The sequence below is a fragment of the Candidatus Sysuiplasma acidicola genome, from assembly GCA_019721035.1.
Lineage (GTDB): Archaea > Thermoplasmatota > Thermoplasmata > Sysuiplasmatales > Sysuiplasmataceae > Sysuiplasma > Sysuiplasma acidicola.
In genome coordinates, this window is sequence record JAHEAA010000006.1 from 41508 (window position 1) to 61206 (window position 19699).

Below are 19699 nucleotides of genomic sequence, written 5' to 3' on the forward strand. Positions count from 1 at the left end.
CAAGAGCTGCAGTGCGGCGCTTTCATGGGCATCGTGCATTTGGAACAGGGCAGTACTCAACTCAGGTTTACGTATGGCTCTTCTGCAGTGCTCCGATCAGTCGTCGGGTGCTTCGTATCAAAAACGGGCCGATCCAGAAGAATGCCGCAGTCTATGACTTGCGATATAGTTACTGTGTCCGGGACAGAATCGTCAAGATTAAAATAATGCCACGGAATAACATGACTTATGAATCGCTGTCCGTCGTGCAATGCGATTTCCTCGTGCCCTGTGTGCGGCTCGATGGTACAGTATTTCGTGCACGCTGGTGTGCGCGGAAATGAATCTCACTTCACCATCCCTCTTATCGACCAGCGAATAGATCTCGGCAGCAACCCTTCAGACATAAGACATTACGCGCAGCCTTGCGGCCACAGAGTAGTGACGCAACCCGCGTCGCCGAATCTGGCATACAACGGCGGGCCTTTATGGGGCAACGGCTACTCCTGGGTAAACGTCTACTGGGGTGTATTTTACGGGACACCGGCGGCAAAAGCGTGGATGACCAGGGTGGACAGGGCTGTGTCCAACATCGAGACAAACCAAAGTTATTCAGGCGGCCTGAGGCAATACAACGTAGGTATGGGCAAACTGCTAAACAGCACGGTCATACCGACAGACCCCGGTTCAGTAATTTCAAATGCAGAACTTTCCAAGCAACTCGTTTCATGGATAAATTCAGGAACGGTAACGGACGTAGGCGCGAAAGGTGCTTACAACATTTTCCTTCCACCGGGCGTTACTGTGACACTCTCGTCAGAAGCCTCATGTTCGGTTTTCTGCGATTACCACGACACGGCAGATGGTGTGAACGGTCCATTTTACACCGTTGAGCCATACCCCTGCAGTTCCGGATGCAATCAGTGCACAGCGAGCGAATTCGATACGCTGACGATGGGAATCTCAGAAGAGATGACGGAACTCAAAACGGATATGGATCCGGGCACAGGCTGGGTCATCGGCAACGAAGAGCTCTGCGATTTCTGCGACAAGCATTTCGTGTGCAACAGACTGACGACAGGCGAATACGTCAACGCCTGGTACGATAAATCGAAGAATGCGTGCTGGACTGGCAAGTAGTTGGTGTTTGCGATGGTCAGAAAGATTTTCTGGGAAGATGCCTACGTTCGCGAGTTTGATGCCGTCGTGCAGGACGTATCAGAGAACAGGGTTTCGCTGGACGCGACCGCCTTCAATCCGAGGGGCGGCGGCCTTCCAGGCGACACAGGAACGCTAAACGGAGCACGCGTCGTGGATACCGTCAAGGACGGAGACTCGATTGTGCATGTTCTCGACGGTCCGGCTCAGTTAACTGCCGGCACAGCTGTACACGGAACGCTGGACTGGGACAGGCGTTACAGAATAATGAGAATGCACACCGCAGCCCATGCGCTGAGCGCAGTTTTCAACAGGGAGGCCGGCGCTCTGATAACGGGAAACAAAATCGAACCCGATGAATCTCGCATAGACTTCAGCATAGGCGAATTGGACAGGGATGTAATGACCTCCTACGTTGACGAGGTTAACAGAGAGATTTCAAGGAACCCCGGGGTGAGCACATATTTCCTTCCGAAGGAGGAGGCGCTGAAGATTCCCGCTGTTGTAAAGCTTGCCGGTGCCTCCCCACCTGATGTCAGCACTTTCCGTATCGTTGAGATAAAAGGTCTGGACACTCAGGCCGACGGCGGCGTTCACGTGGGAACGCTCGGCGAAGTCCGCGGCATAGTACCTGTCAAATTCGAAAACAAGGGCAAATCAAACAGACGACTGTATTTCAGGCTGAACGACTGACGCTACGCATCATTTGAGTTTCTTCATCGCCTCGCGTGCTTTCCCGCTTCCGTGCACTATTTCGTTGTAAGCCATCACCATCTTCGCCGGCTCCCTGTATTGCCATACGTTCCTGCCGAATACTACGTCCTTTCCATCCTCGTGTCTGAGGACCCCTGACATCCTTCTCTCTCCCCAGATTGTTATCCATTACTCATCACCCGGATTCCACTATTATCTTCCTTGCCGCATTGATATCTTCGGCGAGTTTGAACGCCTCGCCTGCCTCGTCGAGCCTGAATGAGTGCGATATCATGCTTTCAAACTTCTCTGCATGCAGTGCAATCATGCTGATGGCGTCGGCAACATCCCGCTCGATTCCCGAATATGTCGTAATAATCGAAATCTCCTTTCTGAAAATGGCTGAGAAATCGCTCTCCAGCCGCATGCCCGGCTTCGGCAGCCCAAACTGGATCAGTTTTCCTCCCTTTCTCAGTGTTTCGATGCCCGTGCCGATGGCCGGGGGGCTGCCTGCCGCCACAATGGTCAGATCGGAACCGATCCCTCCGCTGCTTTCGACGATCCCTCCTACGGCTTCCTGGGGACTGAAAGTCTCATCTGCTCCCAGTTTACGTGCAAACTCCCTCCTTTCTCCGGACAGATCGACGGCAGCAATATGCTTCGCGCCGAGTATCTTCAGCGCTGCCACATGGAGCATTCCAACGGGGCCAACGCCTATCACGGCGACATGGCTGTCAGTGCCGAGAGTAGCCTTTCCCAGGCCTCTCAACACACATGCGAGCGGTTCAATGAGTGCGCCCGCTCTGAATGACATCCTCTCCGGCAGTTTGAAGACAGCTCCCCTGCTCACATTCCATTCGGGAACGGTGAAATATTCGGCAAGACCGCCCGGGTGTATATTCGAACGGGAGAAGTGGGGACACATGGTTTCGCTTCCGTTCCGGCAGAAATGGCAGTCATAGCAGGGTACATGGTGGTGTGGAAAAACCCTGTCTCCGGGCTCGAAATCGCGTACGCCGTCATCCACGGACACAATCTCGCCAACAGCTTCGTGTCCGAGTATTTTGGACGGGTAATTGCCGTGAAGCTTTTCAACATCGGTGCCGCATATGCCGCACGCCCTCATTTTCACGAGCAGTTCTCCGCGCGTTATCTCCGGTTTCGGCTGTTCAGAAATTTCCAGCGAACCGTCAGCCCCTATCACGCATGCCTTCATCTTTGAGATGTAAGCGGATCCTGCTTTAAAGACATTTATAGGTGCTGAAAGATGGCAATGGTCGCTGCGTAAATGCACCGAAGTGCTGCGAAATGGACTCTTTTGTGCCCTTCCGGCTGCTCCGTCGCCGATTGAATAAGATTTAATTACTATGATTGTGCCTAACGCACGGTAAGAGGCCGATGACTCCAGTATACCCGTCGCCGAATCTGGTTTTGCTCTTTTCCACATACCTCATACTCATCGGTTCGATCCTCGCCTTCGCGATATATGAATTCAATTCGGGCGTTGCTTTTCAGGTCATTACTCTGATAATGATCGGACTCGCCTTCGCGTTTCTCATTTATCATCACATCATACATCTGCCCGCCTCATTCATTTCCTTCCTGACGGATTTCTCCATACCTGTCGTTACAAATCTGGTCCTTGTGCTGATATATGCCGGCATGGGCCTTAAGCTCGGTGCCGACGCAAAATCGCTCCGCGGTTCGGGGCTCAGAGTGGCACTGGCAGGCATCATGATGGCAGTCATGGACATTGTGCCTCCTGCAATCATCATGGGCTTTGCGTGCGAACCGCTCCTCCACTGGCCCTGGGCTTATGGCGCACTGCTCGGCACTCTGCTCGGAGAAACATCGGCAGCTGTCGTCGTGCCGTACCTCAACCATCTCATGGACCTAGTCAAGGACAGGGGGGAAGACGCCGAACATATGAAAAAGATTTCCAGCGTACTTAAGCTGGAGTCGACGGTAAACAGCGTCGTTCTGCTGCTGTTCGTGGCTCTATTCTATAATCTGATATTCCTTAAAGATCCGTCGCCGACCTTCAACTCATTTTTCAGCTTAACGTATCAGTCGCTTTCGGGTGTTCTCGTCTACCATTCGGCAGTTCTGGTGTTCGTTCTAGTGGGCATCCCCGCCCTTGTCTACCTCGGCTCCAGACTGATCGTGTTTGGAGTTCGGCGCAAGATTGTCGACAGGAAAAAAAGCAGACTGAAGGCTTACGCATTCTTCTCCATGAACGATATTGTTGTGACCAAGCAACAGGGTGATGTCAGCGAGAAACAGCTGCGCATGGGGATGATACTCTATGGTATTGTGCTCGGCATCGCGATGCTCGTGTACGAGTCTATACTCTATCTGACCTCATTTGCTGGTTTCACCAACGTTCTCTTCACGCTGATAGGTCTGATTTATCTCGGTTTCTTCATCGGCTTTCTCTTCCCCGGCGGCGAAAAAACCGTCGTCGACAAGGATACGGACGACACCGGAGAACGGACGTTCACAGGCATGATGCTTTTTCACGACGAATTCGAGCTTCTCATAAGGATTGTGTTCTATTTCAGCATAGGAATACAACTGGGCATAATGCTCTTCTCTCCTCCTCTGGGCATCCATCCGATTCCATCGGGCGAAATTACAGGCGTCATAGTCCTGATACTGATAATGGCTCCTCTCTTTCTGCTCTTCAGACTTATGAGCGGCGGCGTGGGTTTGCCCATTGCATTTTACACACGCTACTCTGTCGAAAAATCCAGCGGCGACATGGGACTCGTTGCCGCAACTATGCCGAAAGGCATAACTGTTGCCGCAATTTCTGTGCTGATACTCCAGTCCGGGATGGAGTACGGCGGCACTATATACGTGCTGGCGCTCGTCTCAATTATTGTCTCCACACTCGGTTTCACCTTTATAACGTCCCTCGGCATGCGCTCCGTCGAGAACAGGAAGAAGCGGAAAGAAAAGATCGAACAGGCCGCCGTCAGAGAGCTCTGAGCTTCAACACGCCGCGCGTGACGTCTTTTCCGCTGCGGTGGCCTGCGCGGCTTATTTTCCTGTAATCGGAGACAGGAACGAAGCGACATGCCCGGCATTGTGGTGCTGTATGGATTTTATGCTCACCGGAGTTATGCTTATCTCCGATTCTCCGAGAACTGTCTGCAGATCCGTATCGGGCTCGAATTTGCTCTTCTTCGTTCCGGCCAGCCAGTAATATGTATTCCCTCTCGGATCCTTTCTTTCAACCACATAATCGTCAAACATCTCGCTGGCCATTCTGGTTATGCGCACCGGCGTATTCTTCGTCGTGTTGACGGGAAAATTCACGTTGAGCATGTCAACGTCTTCAGGAAAACCTTTTTTCATCAGAAAAGAAACAATCTTTGCTGCCCACCACGCTGCGTTTCTGAACTCCTTCTCGGTGAGCGGTTCGTCTTCGGAGGCAATTTCCTTCGAGAAAGCAACTGATTTGATGCCAATTATGGCGCCGGACATTGCCGCAGACACTGTTCCGGACGAGAAAAAAGACTGCATGCTGATGTTGCCGCCGATGTTTATCCCGGAAACCACCATGTCAATCTTGTTTCGCCTGTACAGCTTATGGACAGAGGCAAACACACAGTCTGCCGGCGTCCCTCCCACGGCCGTAGCTTCGTAGCCTTTCATGCTGACCCTGCTGATGCGCAAGGGCCTGTGAAACGTTATGCTCATCCCTGTGCTGCTCTGCGCACCCTTTGGAGCGACGACTTTCACGTCCATATTCCTGGAGAGAGCAGTCGACAGTGCCCTGAGGCCGGGGCTGTATACGCCATCATCATTTGTGAGCAGGAGCATATCGACTCATCTGCATCGGATATAACTTTATTGTCTATTTAGAAAAGTATGATCGTTCTCACCAGAAGCCATGACTGCTGACAGGAGGGCCGCGCATGTTTTTAATAAGGCATAATATACGCTTCCACGGGCCCGTAGCTTAGTTCGGATATAGCACTGGCCTTCTAAGGTGCTTAACGCCGGAAGGAAGCCAGATGTCCCGGGTTCGAATCCCGGCGGGCCCGTAACTATTTTGCAACAGAATACTGCCCGGCCCAATGGCAGACAAGCTACTGGGTGACTTCAGGCTGGTGGCCGCCCACCATCCGTTGCGGAAGGGCCCGCATGTCCAGCGAATCGTATTCGGACTGACCGTGCAGCAACTCGCAACAGCTTTTACTACTCCACATCGTCGGAATTTCGCAGGAGAGCTATATGGCATGAGTCGGTCAATCAGGCAAATCGGCCAACTGACCATTCGGTCAGTGCGGAACGCAAGGACGGTTCTATAGGCCGATCGAGATTTCTGCCCTTTGATGCTGCGATTGAGTTAGACTGGAATCCGTGTGCGCGACCTGAACGAGTCGATTAGGTTCTACACTGAGTTACTTGGCATGGAGATGGTGGAGCCGGTACAATCCACTCCCCCGACGCAAGGGAGCGTAGTCACTCTACGGAGTCCGGGATCTTCGCAGCTCCTGGAACTCAACTGGTACGAGTCAGGCAGCAGATTCGGCACTCCGTACGCGAAGGGCGAAGAGCTCGATCACCTGGCGTTCGAGTGTGATGACGTGGACCGTGTCGCACGGGAATTCGAGTCGAAGGGAGCCAAGCTTCTTGTCCGGCCGCGGGAGATTGGAGCGGACATCGGCTGGAGCGAGGCATTCGTCGAAGATCCGAACGGGATCTGGATAGAACTGATTCCCGGAAAGGACAGGCAAGGAGCGAAGTGAGGGCTTCGGTCACACTCCCGCTATCAGGCACAGGCGCTACCGTAACAGTTTCGCTGCCGGTGATGTTCTTTGCTGCATTCACATTATCGCTCAGGAAATGAAATGGCACATCCAGTTTCAGCTGTCGGCCATTTCTTCAGGCGGTTTGATTTTGTCAAACCTCCAGAGCAGCACAAGATCGTAGAACGATTTCAAAACGCCGCCGAGAATGAAGGGCAGTCCAAGTGCGGCAAACTGGAGCATGGCGCCCGATATCCATGGACTCGATGCCGAAGCCACACTCCTGCCGAGGCCGGTGATTGCCGCCGCCTGCGGCCTTTCACTGTCGGAGGTCACAGCCATCACATAGGACTGCCTGGTCGGCACATCCATCTGTGATATCGACTGCCTCAGCAGAAGGATCACAACGGCTATGGTGAATGTAGGTGCAAATGCAATGAGCAGGAGCAGTATGTTTGACGGAAGATGCGTGAAGACCATCGTCCTCACGACGCCAATCCTGCCAGCTATCCACGGCGTCAGCAGCAGCGAAAGTGCAATTATGAAATTGACCGCTGCAAAAACGTACGAAAGGCTTTCAAGCGATGCGTTGAATCTGAGATGGAACCAGTATGCTATGACGCTCTGCAGAACGAGTCCGCCTGCAAAAGCGTCTATGGCGAACAGGAGTGCCAGTTCCCTTATGATTGACCTGCTTCTTGGACTCAGTGACCTGTAATCAAGCAGACGTCTCGTTTCCTGCTTCCTTCCTATGCCCGGTATTGTGGCGTATATTGCTGCATTCAGGATAAGGCAGGCCATGTAGACAAACAGTATGCCTCTGTATCCGGGCAGCCCTCCTCCAAAGACGCCGTACAGTATTGAAGAGGACAGTACGCCGAGACCGACCGCCAGATATCCGGAGGTGTTGTAAACGGCAAACGTCCTGTTCCTTTCCCTGCCTGACACATAATCTGGCAGGAGGGACTGCTCGAGCGGGAGAAAGACGCTTGTGTCGCTGCCACCGAGGCTGAAATTTGCAAAGAATGCAAACGGAAGAAGGACAAAGAAAGTGTTGCTGAAAGCGACGCCGGCGGCTGCCACGGATACAATGGCGGTGAAAAGGAAGAGCGATGTCCTCCTTCCCAACCGTCTGATCCTGTAAGATATGAAGAAGAGAAGGAATGCGGTTCCTGCCATCACAATGCTGAATATTGCACCTATCTCCAGTGACCCTATGCCGATGTAGCTGAGATACGTCGGGAAGGAGACAACTATCAGCCCGATGCCGAAACCCCTGATCGACTTTGCCGCAAAAAGTTTCCACGACTGTACCCTGTTATCACTCAATCGTCACACACTGTTCCTCACGGTCTACTTACTTCAGCCCTCAGAACTTCATCATATTTCCAATATGTGAACGCTCTCAAGCCAATTCTACACAATTCGACAGATTAATATCATGTTATTTCTGATATAGAGCCATGAATGTCAGCGTTACACCCGAACTCTCCCTCGACGAAGGTTCATCTTTTGCAGGCGGACTCGGTGTTCTGGAAGGGGACAAGTTCTACGCGGCGGCAAGGCTCGGCATTAATTATACTGTAATCACGCTGTTCTACAGGCGCGGTTATGTGGGCTATGAATTCAGGGACGGAATGGCTGTGCCTGTCGACAATCCGTACCCCGACAGCTTTCTCGATGAATTGACAGAGAAACGGGGCAGTGTCTCCATAGGCGGCAGGGAGGTGGTGACCGCATACAGAGTTTTCACAAAGGGAAGTGCGAAGGCAGTCTTCATCGACACGGTGTCACCCGCCTGGGCAAGGAGGCTCAATGAGCATCTCTACGAACACACTGATACAGACCTTTCGTTCAACAGGTATGTACTGCTCGCGGAAGGCGTGCTTGACTACCTCGCACGGTATGAGAAGGATGTGATTTGCATTGACATGCAGGAGGCGTACACAACACTCCTCTCCATCAGCCCGAATCTGAAGAAGGTCGGCAGCCCCAGGCTGAGGTTTATAATCCACACTCCGGGACCGTGGGGTCATCCCTCCTTTCCGTCCAGGTACTTCAGGGCACAATATGATTATGATTTTCTTTATGACAGAGTCTTTCTCACAGATCTCGGCCTCGCAAGGGCTGATCAGGTATTCTGTGTTTCAAAGAAACATCACAGCGTAACTCAGCGTGTGATGCCTCATTTTGCAGGAAAAATTGGCTATGTTACGAACGGCATCGAACTGCCAAGATGGCAGGGGAAGGGTGCCGCAAACATCAAAGCTGGTGATTTCAGGGAATTCAAGGACAGGAGCAGAAAGGCTCTGCTCAGGCGCGTCGGCATCAGGAACGACGGTATGGTGCTTGCATGGAACAGGAGGATTGTCACGTACAAAAGGCCGGATTTCATTCTCAGGTTCATCAGGGAAAACAGGAACAGTGAACTCAATTTCATACTCGCAGGCAAGGCGCATCCGCAGGATCTCGTGAACAGGGAGGTCATGGAGGAGTTCCATGCGCTGTCGAATGAAGTGGACAATGTCTTTTACACGCCAGCTTATGATGTCGAACTCTCAAAAAAGATAGTCAGGGGTGCGGATCTGATGGTTTTCACACCGTTCAGCGGATGGGAGTCATCAGGAACTTCATTCATGAAGGGAATGGTAAACGGCACGCCGCCGATAACCTCACGTGACGGCTCGGTAGTCGAGTTTGTAAAGGACGGTTTCAACGGCTGGCTCTTCGGAAAGGACTTCAGGGATCTCAAACCGTTCGACAACAGCGAGGGGCTGGAAATCAGCAGAAAAGATTACAGGGAATTCTCCTCAAAGCTGAAAAAGGTCGTGGACATGTGGTCGAACAGGCGGGAATCGTTTGAGGAAGTCGCACTGAATGCGATGAAGACACCGGGATTCGAAATGGCCAGGGTATTGAAATCCTACTACGGCCCTCTCACCGTTTCGAGGAAAAGGTGACTTGGTCCTGCATTGCCAATGTTATTACCATTGATACGTTTATTGAAATGGTATGAAACTAAAAATTGAAGGCATCTGGTCGCCTATGCCAACGCCGCTGGACAGGCAGGGGAATATCGACAAAAAGAAGATTAGAGTGCTCGTGAACCATCTTATCGGCGGGGGTGTAGACGGTCTTTTCCCCCTGGGCACAACGGGCGAATTTGCGATGCTTGACAGGGCGGAACGAAGACTCGTGCTGCAGGAAGTCGTCAATGCCGCAAACGGCAGGGTTCCGGTGCTCGCAGGCGTCTCAGATCCGAGTATGGAGAACATCGTTGAGTTTGGCACCGATGCCCTGGACATTGGCGTGAATGGCATAGTCGCCACTCCGCCTTATTACTACTCACTGGGTTCCGAGGGGATTTACAACCACTACAAGATGATTCACGATAGTGTTGATTTGCCGTTGCTTGTATACAACATACCCGAGTGGACACACAATCCTGTCAGTGTCGACGCAGTGAGGCAACTTGCAGAAGACAAGCTGATCGTGGGCATGAAGTACACTGAAAACAACCTCTTCAAGCTGCTGAAATATATCGAGGTGGTCGGAAAAAGGATAGCGGTGTTCACCGGCTCTGACGCGATGGCGTTAACCTGTCTGGAGTTTGGCGGCAGTGGAGCTGTTGTGAGCATGAGCAATGTCTGGCCCGAAAAGGCAGCGAGCATATTTGATCTCTTCAAGAGCGGCAGGGTCGATAAGGCAAGAAGGGCTCAGAAGGAACTGCTCCCGGTCATAGAGGCTGTGGGTATTGGGCACTTCCCGGCCGGCTTGAAGGAGGCAATGTCTGCAACGGGCATGGATGTGGGGCAGGTCAAGAAACCACTTGAGTCTCTGACGAAGATTGAAAAGCAGCAGGTTAGAACACTTCTGGCTGAAGCAGGGATGAAAGTCTCCGGCCGATGAGTAACCTGCTCAGGCCGTTCCGTGCTATGCACTCTGTTTGGTATGCGGGTGCAATCACTACGTGTTTGTCAATTTGTTTTGACTCTGCACCGTGCCGTCTTTTCATTGCGTGGAAGCACGTTGGTCACCGCTCTGATATGAGTTTGGACACAGTGTATAAATCACTGATGTGCTCATCCAGACCGCTTGTGCCCTAGATAAGGATGTGACGCAATGATCCTGTTGTATGTGCCCATGCTCCGAATCATCATCCGCTGTTCACCTGAAATGCGATTGAGTCCTTCGTCAAGTCCTTGCGGCGATACTTTACATTTTACTCATAGAATCTCTTAAGAAGAACTACTGTTATATGCGACCGATACAGGGGACTGGAATAACTGATGGATGCTGAGCGCGCGGGGAATCCGTTCGTTGCTTATGCGAGGGCAATTCTTATCACACGAGTTTTGGGCATATTCTACCTGCTGATCGGACTTCTCGGCTTATACGCCAGTTTCATGATCACCACTTCGATCACTTCTGAAATTATCCTTCTGGGAAATGACGGTCTTACGACTAATAATTTCACTTACATCAATAGGATATCCTCATACAATTTCATGCTCTTCATCATTTTCCTTGTACTGGTCTTGGTACTGACCGTTCCTATCCACCTTTACCAAGGTTTGGTGGCGAAGAGAACTCTCGAAGTGACCGGGACGGCAAACGTCGCGGATCTCCGCAGGAAGACAAAGGAACAAGGTGGAATACTGAGACTTTCGCTTACGAAGAGGAACAGTTAGTCAATCTGCCTCAATCAAGACTGTGATAACCGTGCCTCCAGATGGCGGTAATTCGGTTCAGGAGCCTATTTGTCCCTGATGTAGGCTGAATGAAAATAATTATCGTGTAATGAAAGTGAACTGCATCCATTCCAGTGATGTTTTAAGTAATACGGGTGTCTTGGCGCAGCCAATGATTGAGATAGGCATATTTCTTGCTGCAGCAGGCATAACGGTTCTTGAGATGGCCGAGGCCGCCGCTGTTGGTATTGCTTTGTATGCCGATACCAAAAATGCTACGGCGTTCCTGGCCATAGCGCTCGGTGTAATCGTCATTTTCATACCCACTGCCGTGGTCGGCAATCTGATAGCATATCTTCCGATACTTCTGGTAAGGATCATTTCCGCAACCTTGCTGCTGTACTTCGGTTTGAGGCTGATGAAAAGCGCCCGAAGATCAGTCAGAATATCCCGGGGTCTCGGGCCGGGCAAAGGCGCGGAGCATGACGAACAGAAGGGGCTGTTTGTTGCTGGTTTTTCCGTCGGTGCTGTGGAAGCGTTTGAAGCCGCCATTGTTCTGGTCGCCCTCTATCCCAACAGTTATTCGTCCACGATACTCGGCCTCTTTGCCGGTGTCTTGATCGTGGTCGTTGCCGCATTCATGCTTCATTCGCAGATAAGAAAGGTGAAGCAGGCCAATATGAAAGTTATGGTCTCCTCGATACTGCTGACTTTTTCTGCATTCTGGTATGCGGAGTCGGTTATTGCAGTGAGCGACCTTGTTCTGATTCCCATTTTCATCTTCTTCAGTGCCGTGGTGTATTACGTTTCGCATCGGGGACTGTCAGCTCCGGTCCCGCAGGCGTCGCCCTGAGGCGCATACCGCCTTTGCTCCCAACGCGCAGTGTTTCTTCAGCGAGCGGCATTTCGCATCTCTAAACTCGGCACTCTGGCGCGTACACGGTGTCTATGTGTGCGCATCCTTCGCCCTGTATGTGCAGACAGGCTTCCATACACTGTTTCACAACCTTGTCTCACTATATCGATATCGACATCGATATCGATATAGCTTTATAATGGGTAGCCATGATGAAGATACATGCAGAAGGAAGTTGAAAGGCCGCGTAACATTCGCACCAGTCTCATTGCAATGTTTGCTCTGAGGAGGATGCTCGAGGGACCGGTTTACGGCTACAGTCTGGCTGCAGAAATCTCGGAGAAAACGGGAGAATCGTGGTCTCCCGGGCCAGGCACGATATATCCTGCACTGCATCATCTGGTCGAGAAGAATTATGCAAAAACCAGGACAGAAGAGGGACGCCGCGTCTATTACATCACGCGTCAGGGTAAGGCAAAACTCGAATCGTTCCGCAGGAAGATGGCCAGGACTCGGGGCAGATTTCAGGATGCAGGCAGGCTGTGGATGGAAATCATGGATGATTCAGAACTCAGGGAATTCATAGTACACCGGCTGAAGACCGATATCAAACTCTTTACTCTCATCACGGAGGGACGGCTGGGTCATCTGTCGGTGAAGGAGCGGAAGCTGCTAACCAAAGAGGTTGCGACCGAACTGAAGAACTTAATCCCTTACAGGGGAGAATGAACATTGAGTGTTGCAAGAACATCCTCGGAAACCGTGCATGTGGACGACAGTTCAAATGCAATAGTCATGAAGGGCATAACAAAAAAATATGGAAATTTCACGGCTCTGGACAACGTCGATCTGATTGTTCCGGAAGGAACAATATTTGGTCTTCTGGGACCCAACGGAGCAGGCAAGACTACGATAATAAAAGTGCTTACTGCGCTAATCCCTGCAGACGCAGGGGAGGCGCATGTTTCTGACCATGACGTGAAGAAAGAACCTAAACTTGTTCGGGCCAACATAGGATGGGTTGCCGCCGAGGTAATACTGGACGATGACCTGACGGCAATGGAGAATCTCTGGCTGCAGGCAAAGCTTCAGAATCTGCAGGAATGGAAGGAACGCGCGAATGACCTCCTGAAGTATTTCGACCTTTTTGACAGAAAAGACACCAAGGTCGGCAAGTACTCCACCGGAATGAGAAAGAAGCTTGAAATCGCGCTCGCTCTTCTGCATCAGCCCAAAGTCATATTCATGGACGAGCCGACAATCGGCCTGGATCCGGGAACAAGAAGGATGCTCTGGCAGCTCATCACCGGCATAAACAGGGAGTATGGCGTGACAATACTGCTTACATCCCACTACATCGAGGAGGCTGATGCCCTCTGCAGCAATCTCGCAATCATCGATCACGGCAAAATCGTTGCCACTGGAACGCCGTCGGAACTCAAGTCAAAGGTGAATGCCGACATTATAGAGATAGGGCTGAACTACGAACCGGATGTTGCCTTATTTGAACGCATGGAAGGCGTTCTTGACGCAAGCAGGACTGAAAACGGCATGCGTCTGAAGGTGACGGCATCTGAGAAAATCCTTCCGCGCATTCTCTCATCTCTTAAAATCGAGGGTATTGTGAAGATAAACGTCGACAAGCCCAGCCTCGAAACGGTGTTCATCGATCTGACAGGGAAACGCTTGAGCGAAGAGGACAACAAGATGGATATGAGGAAGTTTTACGCAACCCTCAGGATGGCGAGAAGATGAGAAACGCAACGCTGAATCAGTTTTCCGGCCTTCTGACCAGGGAGATTATGAAGACATACAGAAATCCATGGATCATTGCGATAACAGTGGTGCAGCCGTTCATGTGGCTGGCATTCTTCGGCAGCAGTTTTGCCTCCGCGCCAAAGTCATTCCTTGAAGGCTTCTTCCATACCTCCAGCTACATAGCGTTCCTTCTGCCAGGTGTTCTGTCAACTTCAATGCTCACAGTAGGGATGTTCGGCTCGATGAGCACGATACAGGACAAGCGTTTCGGCTACATGAAGCGCATACTGCTCACTCCCACGGACAAGGCAACAATATTCGTGGCGAAATCGATGGGTTCAACGACACGCGGCATGGTTCAGCTGCCAGTGATGGTCATTGCCGCCTTCCTGTTCGGCGTCAGTTTTCCGCTGAACCCGATACTCTGGATAGGCTGGATTCTTGCACTGTTCTTTCTCGGCCTCGGGTTCTCATCCCTGTTCATGGCCATGACAGTCTCAAGCACAGACTGGCAGACGCCCGGCGTGATATCCAACTTCATAACAATGCCGCTGATGTTCTCCAGCACTGCACTCTTTCCACAGGCAAATTTCCCTGCCTGGATGAGGGCTATATCCTCGGTCAACCCCGTGACCTTTTCCGCAACGCTAGGCAGATCCATTGTGCTCGGAGGTGCCGTCGACTGGACGCCCCTCGGCTATCTGGCGATCTTCGCTGTCCTGATGCTCTTCGTGGGGTCAGTCATGGCGACAAAATGGCTTAGAGTCGAATAGCCGTTTTACTGACGATGCGGTTTAAATACTGGTTGTTGACAATCCTCATTTCTGTCCGTCGCGGACCGGCTGAAACGGTATATGAACAAAGGCAACAACGATTTCCATATGCAGCTTCTGACGAACATCGCTTACACTTCGTCGACTCTCTTCATCCCAGTTTACGCATCGGAGACCGGTGCAAACAGCGCTGAGATTGGCGCAATCGTTGCATCGTACAGCGTCGCGCTGCTCGTCAGCAATTACACACTGGGACGGCTCTCGGACATCTATGGAAGAAAACTCATCCTTGCTGTCAGCCTCATGTTCGCTTCGCTGATGGCTTTCCTGCAGCTTGAGGCCACGTCTCCGCTGGTTCTGCTGACTGTGAGATTTTTCCTGGGTCTCTCTGCAGGTTCCAGCAGCTCACTTATCGCCTATGCAATAGACCTGAAGCGCGACCTTGGTTACTTCAGTTCCATTGCCGCGATGGGTTCGGCGATAGGGCAGGGCTTCGCAGGCATAGTCATATATCTCTTTGCAGGCAGAACAATCGGACATAGTCTGTTTACTCCTGTCTTCCTCATGTCCTCGCTTCTGCTGTTCATGTCATTCGTGCTCTCGCTCCAGATAAAATATCCGGTTCATCATTCCGCCGGATCAGTCAGATTCTTCCCGGCAGGCGTGTTTTCGCGCGGTAGGGCCGCCTACCTCTCACTGTCACTGAGACATTTCGGAGCCACTGCAATCTGGGCTCTATTCCCCTTATTCTGTCTCGCACTGACTCCCACATCTTACCCGTACAGCCTGAGGCTTGCACTGGTCGCATCCATCTATGTGCTCAACTCTGTTGTGCAGATAGTGTCTATGCGATTACTGACCCCCGGCAGGTCTGCACGAGCACTGCTTCTGTCAGGATTAGCCCTTTCTGCCGTTACATTCTTTTCATTCACTCTTGCCCGAAATTTTGCCGAACTGGCGGCCACACAGCTTCTGCTCGGTGTCGGATGGTCTTTCATGTACGTGGGCGGACTGAGATACGTAGTGGAGCGCTCATCAAGTCGAGGGGCGTCTGCTGGACTTCTGGCATCCTTCATGGCAATGTCAGGAATAGGCGGGCCCATCGCCGGCGGTGCGATCGCCACCAGTGTGGCGTCGCTTGGTTTCGGTGATGCCGGCGGCTATCTCGCTGTGATGTACGTTGCTGCGATTCTGACCGCAGTTGCAGCAGTTGTCTTCTACCTCATGGAATACAGAGGTGCACGGATGCAGCTTGCGTCAAAGGGCACGATCACCGGATTGTAGCTTTCCCTGCAATGTGTATCGTGTTGAAATGAATCGTGACAAACAATGCTGCTTAACTCGAAATCATCCTGTTACCTGCATGCAGGAAGTCTTCCTGGATGTTTCAAGTTGCAACACTCCCAACCTTCGTACATCTGCCCGCTGCAATTGTAGTTCGGATCGGCTGACAGCAGCCTCTTCTGAAAGCATTCGCGGCCAGAGTATTTATCGCTCATAGCGCTCTTGCCCGCTGCCAGCCGAATGCTCCGGAGAAACAATTCGCCGTAACAGGGAAGGACTCACACGCCAGGTTGAACCGTAATTTTCACTTCCAGCCTGTCCTTCCGGCGGGGCGCAATGCACTGTTACCGAGCGTGCGCTGATGCGGGCCACGTGGCCGCGTCTGGTGATGCCGGTACGATCCTCAAATTCAATTATGTCCCCCACCCTCAGTTCGGATGCGTGCTTTGCCTCGCGAGCGAGCACTTCCTCACGGACCAGGGATGAGAGTTTCCGGAGTTCGTCTTCAGACATGCTCCGCAACCTGTTGCGCCACTCCTCTTCAATCAAGGCAATCCCCTGCTTCCCCTGTTCACAGATTCTTCCTCAACTTCATCAATGTTCATAACTCCTCCGCTCTTGGACGATGCGAAATCCTGAACTCAGTTGACGAAATCTTCTCTTCCTCTTCTCTGCTGTTGTTCGGCTGCTTCGTCATAGGGATATGAAACGCCCGTGGCGCTGAGTCTCCCCAGCTCGTCTGCGTGCCTGCTCTCCAGCTTCCACCCGGCGGCGCCCATGTTTTCCTGAAGCTGTGTCGTCGAAGCAGCACCGATGATTGGGGCTGTGACGCCTTCCCTGTGGAGCAGCCAGTTGAGGGCAACCTGAGAGTCGGTTTTACCCAGCTCACCCGCAATGCGGTCCAGCGCTTCGACAATGCTCCATGTCACTTCGTTGTTGTACTTCTTCCACATCTCCGTCCTTCCCTCGCGATATGCGCCGCCTATCCTGGTGTTATCCGGCGGCACTTCCATACTTCTCCTGTACTTGCCGCTGAGGAGGCCTCCACGCAGCGGACTCCAGGGAATCACGCCTATGCCGTTTGCCATGCATGCGGGTATGAGCTCATATTCAGTTCCACGGCAGAGAAGATTGTATTGCGGCTGAAGACTGCAGAATTTAGCCAAGCCCATAGATTCGCTGGTGTCTAAGGCCTTCTGCAGCTGCCACGCTCTGAAGTTGCTTGCGCCGATGTACCTCACTGTGCCTTCATGCACCAGATCATTCAGTACATCCAGCGTTTCGGCAATCGGTGTTGCCGGATCCCACGCATGGACCTGATACAGGTCTATGTAATCGGTTTTCAGTCTTTTCAGGCTCTTCCGCACTGAGCTCAATATGTGCTTTCTCGTCAAACCGATATCGTTCGGTTTTTCCGATGATCCAAAGCGCACCTTTGTGGCGACAAAAAAGTCATCCCTGTTCTGTTCATGGAGCCAGTTTCCAAGTATTTCCTCGGATTTACCGTCCGCATAAACATCCGCCGTGTCGATGAAATTTCCTCCCCCGGCGGCAAACATGTCGAGCATCTGGTGGCTCGTCTGCTCGTCTGCCTTCCACCCGAACGTCATCGTGCCAAAACACAATTCGCTGACCCTTACACCGGTCTTTCCAAGATATCTGTAATTCATGTATGCACGAAATGCACATTGCTTACTTTAACTGTCGCGAAATTGCGCTCTGAGCAACCGGGCAGCTACCAGTGATGTCCGGCCGTCTTAGCAATGCACCATGTGCCATGCTCGATTATCCAACAGGCCACTCTGCCAGCTCGCAGGCATTTTCGTCCATGGTGGATGAGTCGTTAATTCGCAAGACGCGCCGGAGACTGTGTCTGCCCGAGTGCCGCACAATTCGACCTGTATGCAGAGTTCTGTAAACGATCAGAAAAGTAAGGAAAGCGTTTGAAAGTGTTTTCAGGACAATGTTGCTGTATTGTCTACTGGTCCTTGCTCTCTCCTTCAGAGCCACCTGAGACCGTGAATTCCTCTGCCTTGACATACTGCGAACCCAGGGCAATCATCTGCTCGATCTCTTCGGTCTTGGTTGCGCTCACAACAGATATGGCGTAGAATATCAGAGATACGATTATCACGACTATGAAGTCGGTAGGGAACGGAAACACGCCGATACCACCATAGGTCGTTTCACCGAGATATGAAAGCACGAGCAGCGCCAGTATGAATAAGGGGACCCACAGACCGGACTTTATAGACTTTGCCGTGAATATGTTGTCAACCTTGGAAGTGAGATAGAAGAATGCGTAGACAAGAAGGCCAGCGAATATAGCGATGGCAATGTAGGCGACATAGGGCCATCCGGTCCAGTACACGATAAGCGCAGATCCCACAAACGCAATCGGGCTCAAAATAGATGCGCCAGACAGTCTGAATGGTCTCTTGAGTTCAGGTGCATGTTTTCTGAGTGCCATCAGGGCAGAGCCGCCAACAATGTACGTGAACACTGTCGCGCCCGAAATGAATCCTACGAGTTTGTACCAGCTCGGAAACGGAAGGAAGAATATGAAGCCAACAACCAGCGAGGCTACCAGAGGCAGAACAGGTATCCTGTACTTTTCATGGATTTTTGTCAGTGCTGCCGGGTAATAACCGTTGGCTCCCATGCCGTACAACGTCCTCTGCGATGTTCCGAGATAGACACTAAGCGTGCCGGACGGTGAAATATAGGCATCGGCATAGAGCACGTAGGTCAGGAGCACCAGTCCTGCGGAAGTGGCCAGAGTAGCGAATGGCGCGTCAAATAGCGCTTTTGCGCCTGGAGCAGTAGCCAAAGCACCCCAGTTTCCTGCGTGGACACCAATTGCTCCCCAGTCGACGTGTCCAATGAAAACAACCTGGAGAAGGCTGTAAAGCACTATGCCAATCAGAACAGACCCGATGGTCGCCCTTGGTATGGACTTCTGCGGTGTTTTAGCTTCTCCTCCATAATCCAGCGCCTGTCTGAAACCAAGGTATGAAAACACTATACCCGAAAGGGATATTGCAGCAAACACGTTCGGCCATCCTCCGTAGAGGAAACCCGACGGAAGAGCGAAGTTGCCCGGATTGAATCCTACGGCAAGCAGTATTATGACTGTTCCAAGCGGAACTATGAGTTTCCACCAAGTCACGCCCGTGTTGGTTTTTCCCATGATCCTTATGCCCACGTAATTAAGCGCGAAAAACAGAAACATGAGGAGCATTGCAATGCCAATGCCAACCACAGTCAGCACTCCGGATGTCGCTACCAGGCCGTTGATGTATGTGGATGCGTACGTCACGACCGCTTCTGCTTCTATTGCGGGAACAGAAACGGCTGACAGGAAATACGCCCAGCCGAAGATATATCCCGCAAAACTATCATGCGAGAATTGAGCATACCTGACAATCGCTCCAGATCTAGGTATCATGCCGCCGAGTTCTGAATACACAAGGGCAATGGCCAGCACAATCAAGCCACCAACAAGCCAAGCTACAACTGCAGACGGACCGGCGAGCACGGCGGCACCGGAGGCTGCAAATAGCCAGCCAGAACCGATTATACCGCCGAGACTCAAAAACAACAGGTCCATTGTCGTCAGTTCACGTCTCAATTTTCTGTCGGATGTAGAACTTACCAAAGATTCCCCTCTCTTTGTGCAGCTGAATCAACTTTATTCAAATTTAAAGGTTATCTGTGAATTTCGAAATAGTGCAAAATTAATGTTTA

At 51.8% G+C, this 19699-nt stretch carries 19 protein-coding genes and 1 tRNA gene; 13 read left to right on the top strand and 7 right to left on the bottom strand.

The genetic code is table 11. From position 1 onward, the window contains the following. Positions 1-228: 228 nt before the first annotated feature. Together KIS30_04180 and KIS30_04185 are read left to right on the top strand one after the other, a co-directional pair. Complete coding sequence (locus KIS30_04180; GenBank protein MBX8645942.1) at positions 229-1119, top strand: hypothetical protein; 891 nt, start codon at positions 229-231, stop codon at positions 1117-1119. Positions 1120-1131: 12 nt separating this feature from the next. Then, the gene (locus KIS30_04185; protein ID MBX8645943.1) at positions 1132-1830 is read left to right on the top strand and encodes an alanyl-tRNA editing protein; all 699 of its coding nucleotides are present in this window, start codon (positions 1132-1134) and stop codon (positions 1828-1830) included. Between the two features lie 9 nt (positions 1831-1839). Here KIS30_04185 and KIS30_04190 read toward each other — a convergent pair whose 3' ends face one another. Beyond that, on the bottom strand, positions 1840-1992 hold the full coding sequence (locus tag KIS30_04190; protein ID MBX8645944.1) for a hypothetical protein: 153 nt from the start codon (positions 1990-1992) through the stop codon (positions 1840-1842). A 34-nt stretch (positions 1993-2026) separates the two neighbouring features. Then, the gene (locus tag KIS30_04195) at positions 2027-3046 is read right to left on the bottom strand and encodes an alcohol dehydrogenase catalytic domain-containing protein (protein MBX8645945.1); all 1020 of its coding nucleotides are present in this window, start codon (positions 3044-3046) and stop codon (positions 2027-2029) included. A 182-nt stretch (positions 3047-3228) separates the two neighbouring features. Between KIS30_04195 and KIS30_04200 the strand changes: the two genes are divergently transcribed. Continuing rightward, positions 3229-4821 carry a hypothetical protein gene (locus KIS30_04200; GenBank protein MBX8645946.1) on the top strand — a complete coding sequence of 531 codons (1593 nt, stop codon included), beginning with the start codon at positions 3229-3231 and terminating at the stop codon, positions 4819-4821. Positions 4822-4872: 51 nt separating this feature from the next. On the opposite strand, the gene surE is transcribed toward KIS30_04200, so the two are convergent. Then, complete coding sequence (gene surE / locus KIS30_04205; GenBank protein ID MBX8645947.1) at positions 4873-5658, bottom strand: 5'/3'-nucleotidase SurE; 786 nt, start codon at positions 5656-5658, stop codon at positions 4873-4875. 128 nt (positions 5659-5786) lie between these two features. Here surE and KIS30_04210 point away from each other — a divergent pair. Both KIS30_04210 and KIS30_04215 read left to right on the top strand, forming a co-directional pair. Further along, positions 5787-5882: transfer RNA gene (locus KIS30_04210), tRNA-Arg, on the top strand. A 321-nt stretch (positions 5883-6203) separates the two neighbouring features. Further along, the gene (locus KIS30_04215) at positions 6204-6590 is read left to right on the top strand and encodes a VOC family protein (protein ID MBX8645948.1); all 387 of its coding nucleotides are present in this window, start codon (positions 6204-6206) and stop codon (positions 6588-6590) included. Between the two features lie 117 nt (positions 6591-6707). Here KIS30_04215 and KIS30_04220 read toward each other — a convergent pair whose 3' ends face one another. Further along, positions 6708-7919, bottom strand: a complete 1212-nt coding sequence (locus KIS30_04220; protein MBX8645949.1) for an MFS transporter — start codon at positions 7917-7919, stop codon at positions 6708-6710. A 134-nt stretch (positions 7920-8053) separates the two neighbouring features. Between KIS30_04220 and KIS30_04225 the strand changes: the two genes are divergently transcribed. The 8 genes from KIS30_04225 to KIS30_04260 all read left to right on the top strand — a co-directional run bounded on the left by KIS30_04225 (position 8054) and on the right by KIS30_04260 (position 15952). Further along, the gene (locus KIS30_04225) at positions 8054-9550 is read left to right on the top strand and encodes a glycogen/starch/alpha-glucan phosphorylase (GenBank protein MBX8645950.1); all 1497 of its coding nucleotides are present in this window, start codon (positions 8054-8056) and stop codon (positions 9548-9550) included. 52 nt (positions 9551-9602) lie between these two features. After that, positions 9603-10499, top strand: coding sequence for a dihydrodipicolinate synthase family protein (locus tag KIS30_04230; protein ID MBX8645951.1), 897 nt, complete (start codon positions 9603-9605; stop codon positions 10497-10499). A 380-nt stretch (positions 10500-10879) separates the two neighbouring features. Continuing rightward, positions 10880-11281: a hypothetical protein gene (locus KIS30_04235; protein ID MBX8645952.1), complete on the top strand. Its 402-nt coding sequence runs from the start codon at positions 10880-10882 to the stop codon at positions 11279-11281. Positions 11282-11453: 172 nt separating this feature from the next. After that, positions 11454-12134, top strand: coding sequence for a hypothetical protein (locus KIS30_04240; protein ID MBX8645953.1), 681 nt, complete (start codon positions 11454-11456; stop codon positions 12132-12134). A gap of 225 nt (positions 12135-12359) precedes the next feature. Then, on the top strand, positions 12360-12866 hold the full coding sequence (locus KIS30_04245; GenBank protein MBX8645954.1) for a PadR family transcriptional regulator: 507 nt from the start codon (positions 12360-12362) through the stop codon (positions 12864-12866). Between the two features lie 66 nt (positions 12867-12932). Next, the gene (locus tag KIS30_04250) at positions 12933-13892 is read left to right on the top strand and encodes an ATP-binding cassette domain-containing protein (GenBank protein ID MBX8645955.1); all 960 of its coding nucleotides are present in this window, start codon (positions 12933-12935) and stop codon (positions 13890-13892) included. Next, entirely contained in the window at positions 13889-14668 is a 780-nt protein-coding gene (locus KIS30_04255) for an ABC transporter permease (protein MBX8645956.1), read from the top strand. Before KIS30_04250 ends, KIS30_04255 begins: the two co-directional genes overlap by 4 nt. A gap of 81 nt (positions 14669-14749) precedes the next feature. Beyond that, positions 14750-15952, top strand: coding sequence for an MFS transporter (locus KIS30_04260; protein ID MBX8645957.1), 1203 nt, complete (start codon positions 14750-14752; stop codon positions 15950-15952). A 204-nt stretch (positions 15953-16156) separates the two neighbouring features. Here KIS30_04260 and KIS30_04265 read toward each other — a convergent pair whose 3' ends face one another. The 3 genes from KIS30_04265 to KIS30_04275 all read right to left on the bottom strand — a co-directional run bounded on the left by KIS30_04265 (position 16157) and on the right by KIS30_04275 (position 19562). Further along, positions 16157-16465, bottom strand: a complete 309-nt coding sequence (locus KIS30_04265; protein ID MBX8645958.1) for a hypothetical protein — start codon at positions 16463-16465, stop codon at positions 16157-16159. A 128-nt stretch (positions 16466-16593) separates the two neighbouring features. Next, complete coding sequence (locus KIS30_04270; protein MBX8645959.1) at positions 16594-17622, bottom strand: aldo/keto reductase; 1029 nt, start codon at positions 17620-17622, stop codon at positions 16594-16596. 308 nt (positions 17623-17930) lie between these two features. After that, positions 17931-19562, bottom strand: coding sequence for an APC family permease (locus KIS30_04275; GenBank protein ID MBX8645960.1), 1632 nt, complete (start codon positions 19560-19562; stop codon positions 17931-17933). Positions 19563-19699: the final 137 nt, after the last annotated feature.

Coding starts and splice junctions, on each gene's coding strand:
- KIS30_04235 (MBX8645952.1), top strand. CDS start 10,880: ATGGATGCTGAGCGCGCGGGGAATCCGTTCGTTGCTTATGCGAGGGCA.
- KIS30_04240 (MBX8645953.1), top strand. CDS start 11,454: ATGATTGAGATAGGCATATTTCTTGCTGCAGCAGGCATAACGGTTCTT.
- KIS30_04265 (MBX8645958.1), bottom strand. CDS start 16,465: ATGTCTGAAGACGAACTCCGGAAACTCTCATCCCTGGTCCGTGAGGAA.
- KIS30_04185 (MBX8645943.1), top strand. CDS start 1,132: ATGGTCAGAAAGATTTTCTGGGAAGATGCCTACGTTCGCGAGTTTGAT.
- KIS30_04275 (MBX8645960.1), bottom strand. CDS start 19,562: ATGGACCTGTTGTTTTTGAGTCTCGGCGGTATAATCGGTTCTGGCTGG.
- KIS30_04250 (MBX8645955.1), top strand. CDS start 12,933: ATGAAGGGCATAACAAAAAAATATGGAAATTTCACGGCTCTGGACAAC.
- KIS30_04270 (MBX8645959.1), bottom strand. CDS start 17,622: ATGAATTACAGATATCTTGGAAAGACCGGTGTAAGGGTCAGCGAATTG.
- surE (MBX8645947.1), bottom strand. CDS start 5,658: ATGCTCCTGCTCACAAATGATGATGGCGTATACAGCCCCGGCCTCAGG.
- KIS30_04255 (MBX8645956.1), top strand. CDS start 13,889: ATGAGAAACGCAACGCTGAATCAGTTTTCCGGCCTTCTGACCAGGGAG.
- KIS30_04190 (MBX8645944.1), bottom strand. CDS start 1,992: ATGTCAGGGGTCCTCAGACACGAGGATGGAAAGGACGTAGTATTCGGC.
- KIS30_04245 (MBX8645954.1), top strand. CDS start 12,360: ATGCAGAAGGAAGTTGAAAGGCCGCGTAACATTCGCACCAGTCTCATT.
- KIS30_04225 (MBX8645950.1), top strand. CDS start 8,054: ATGAATGTCAGCGTTACACCCGAACTCTCCCTCGACGAAGGTTCATCT.
- KIS30_04180 (MBX8645942.1), top strand. CDS start 229: ATGAATCGCTGTCCGTCGTGCAATGCGATTTCCTCGTGCCCTGTGTGC.
- KIS30_04260 (MBX8645957.1), top strand. CDS start 14,750: ATGAACAAAGGCAACAACGATTTCCATATGCAGCTTCTGACGAACATC.
- KIS30_04195 (MBX8645945.1), bottom strand. CDS start 3,046: ATGAAGGCATGCGTGATAGGGGCTGACGGTTCGCTGGAAATTTCTGAA.
- KIS30_04230 (MBX8645951.1), top strand. CDS start 9,603: ATGAAACTAAAAATTGAAGGCATCTGGTCGCCTATGCCAACGCCGCTG.
- KIS30_04200 (MBX8645946.1), top strand. CDS start 3,229: ATGACTCCAGTATACCCGTCGCCGAATCTGGTTTTGCTCTTTTCCACA.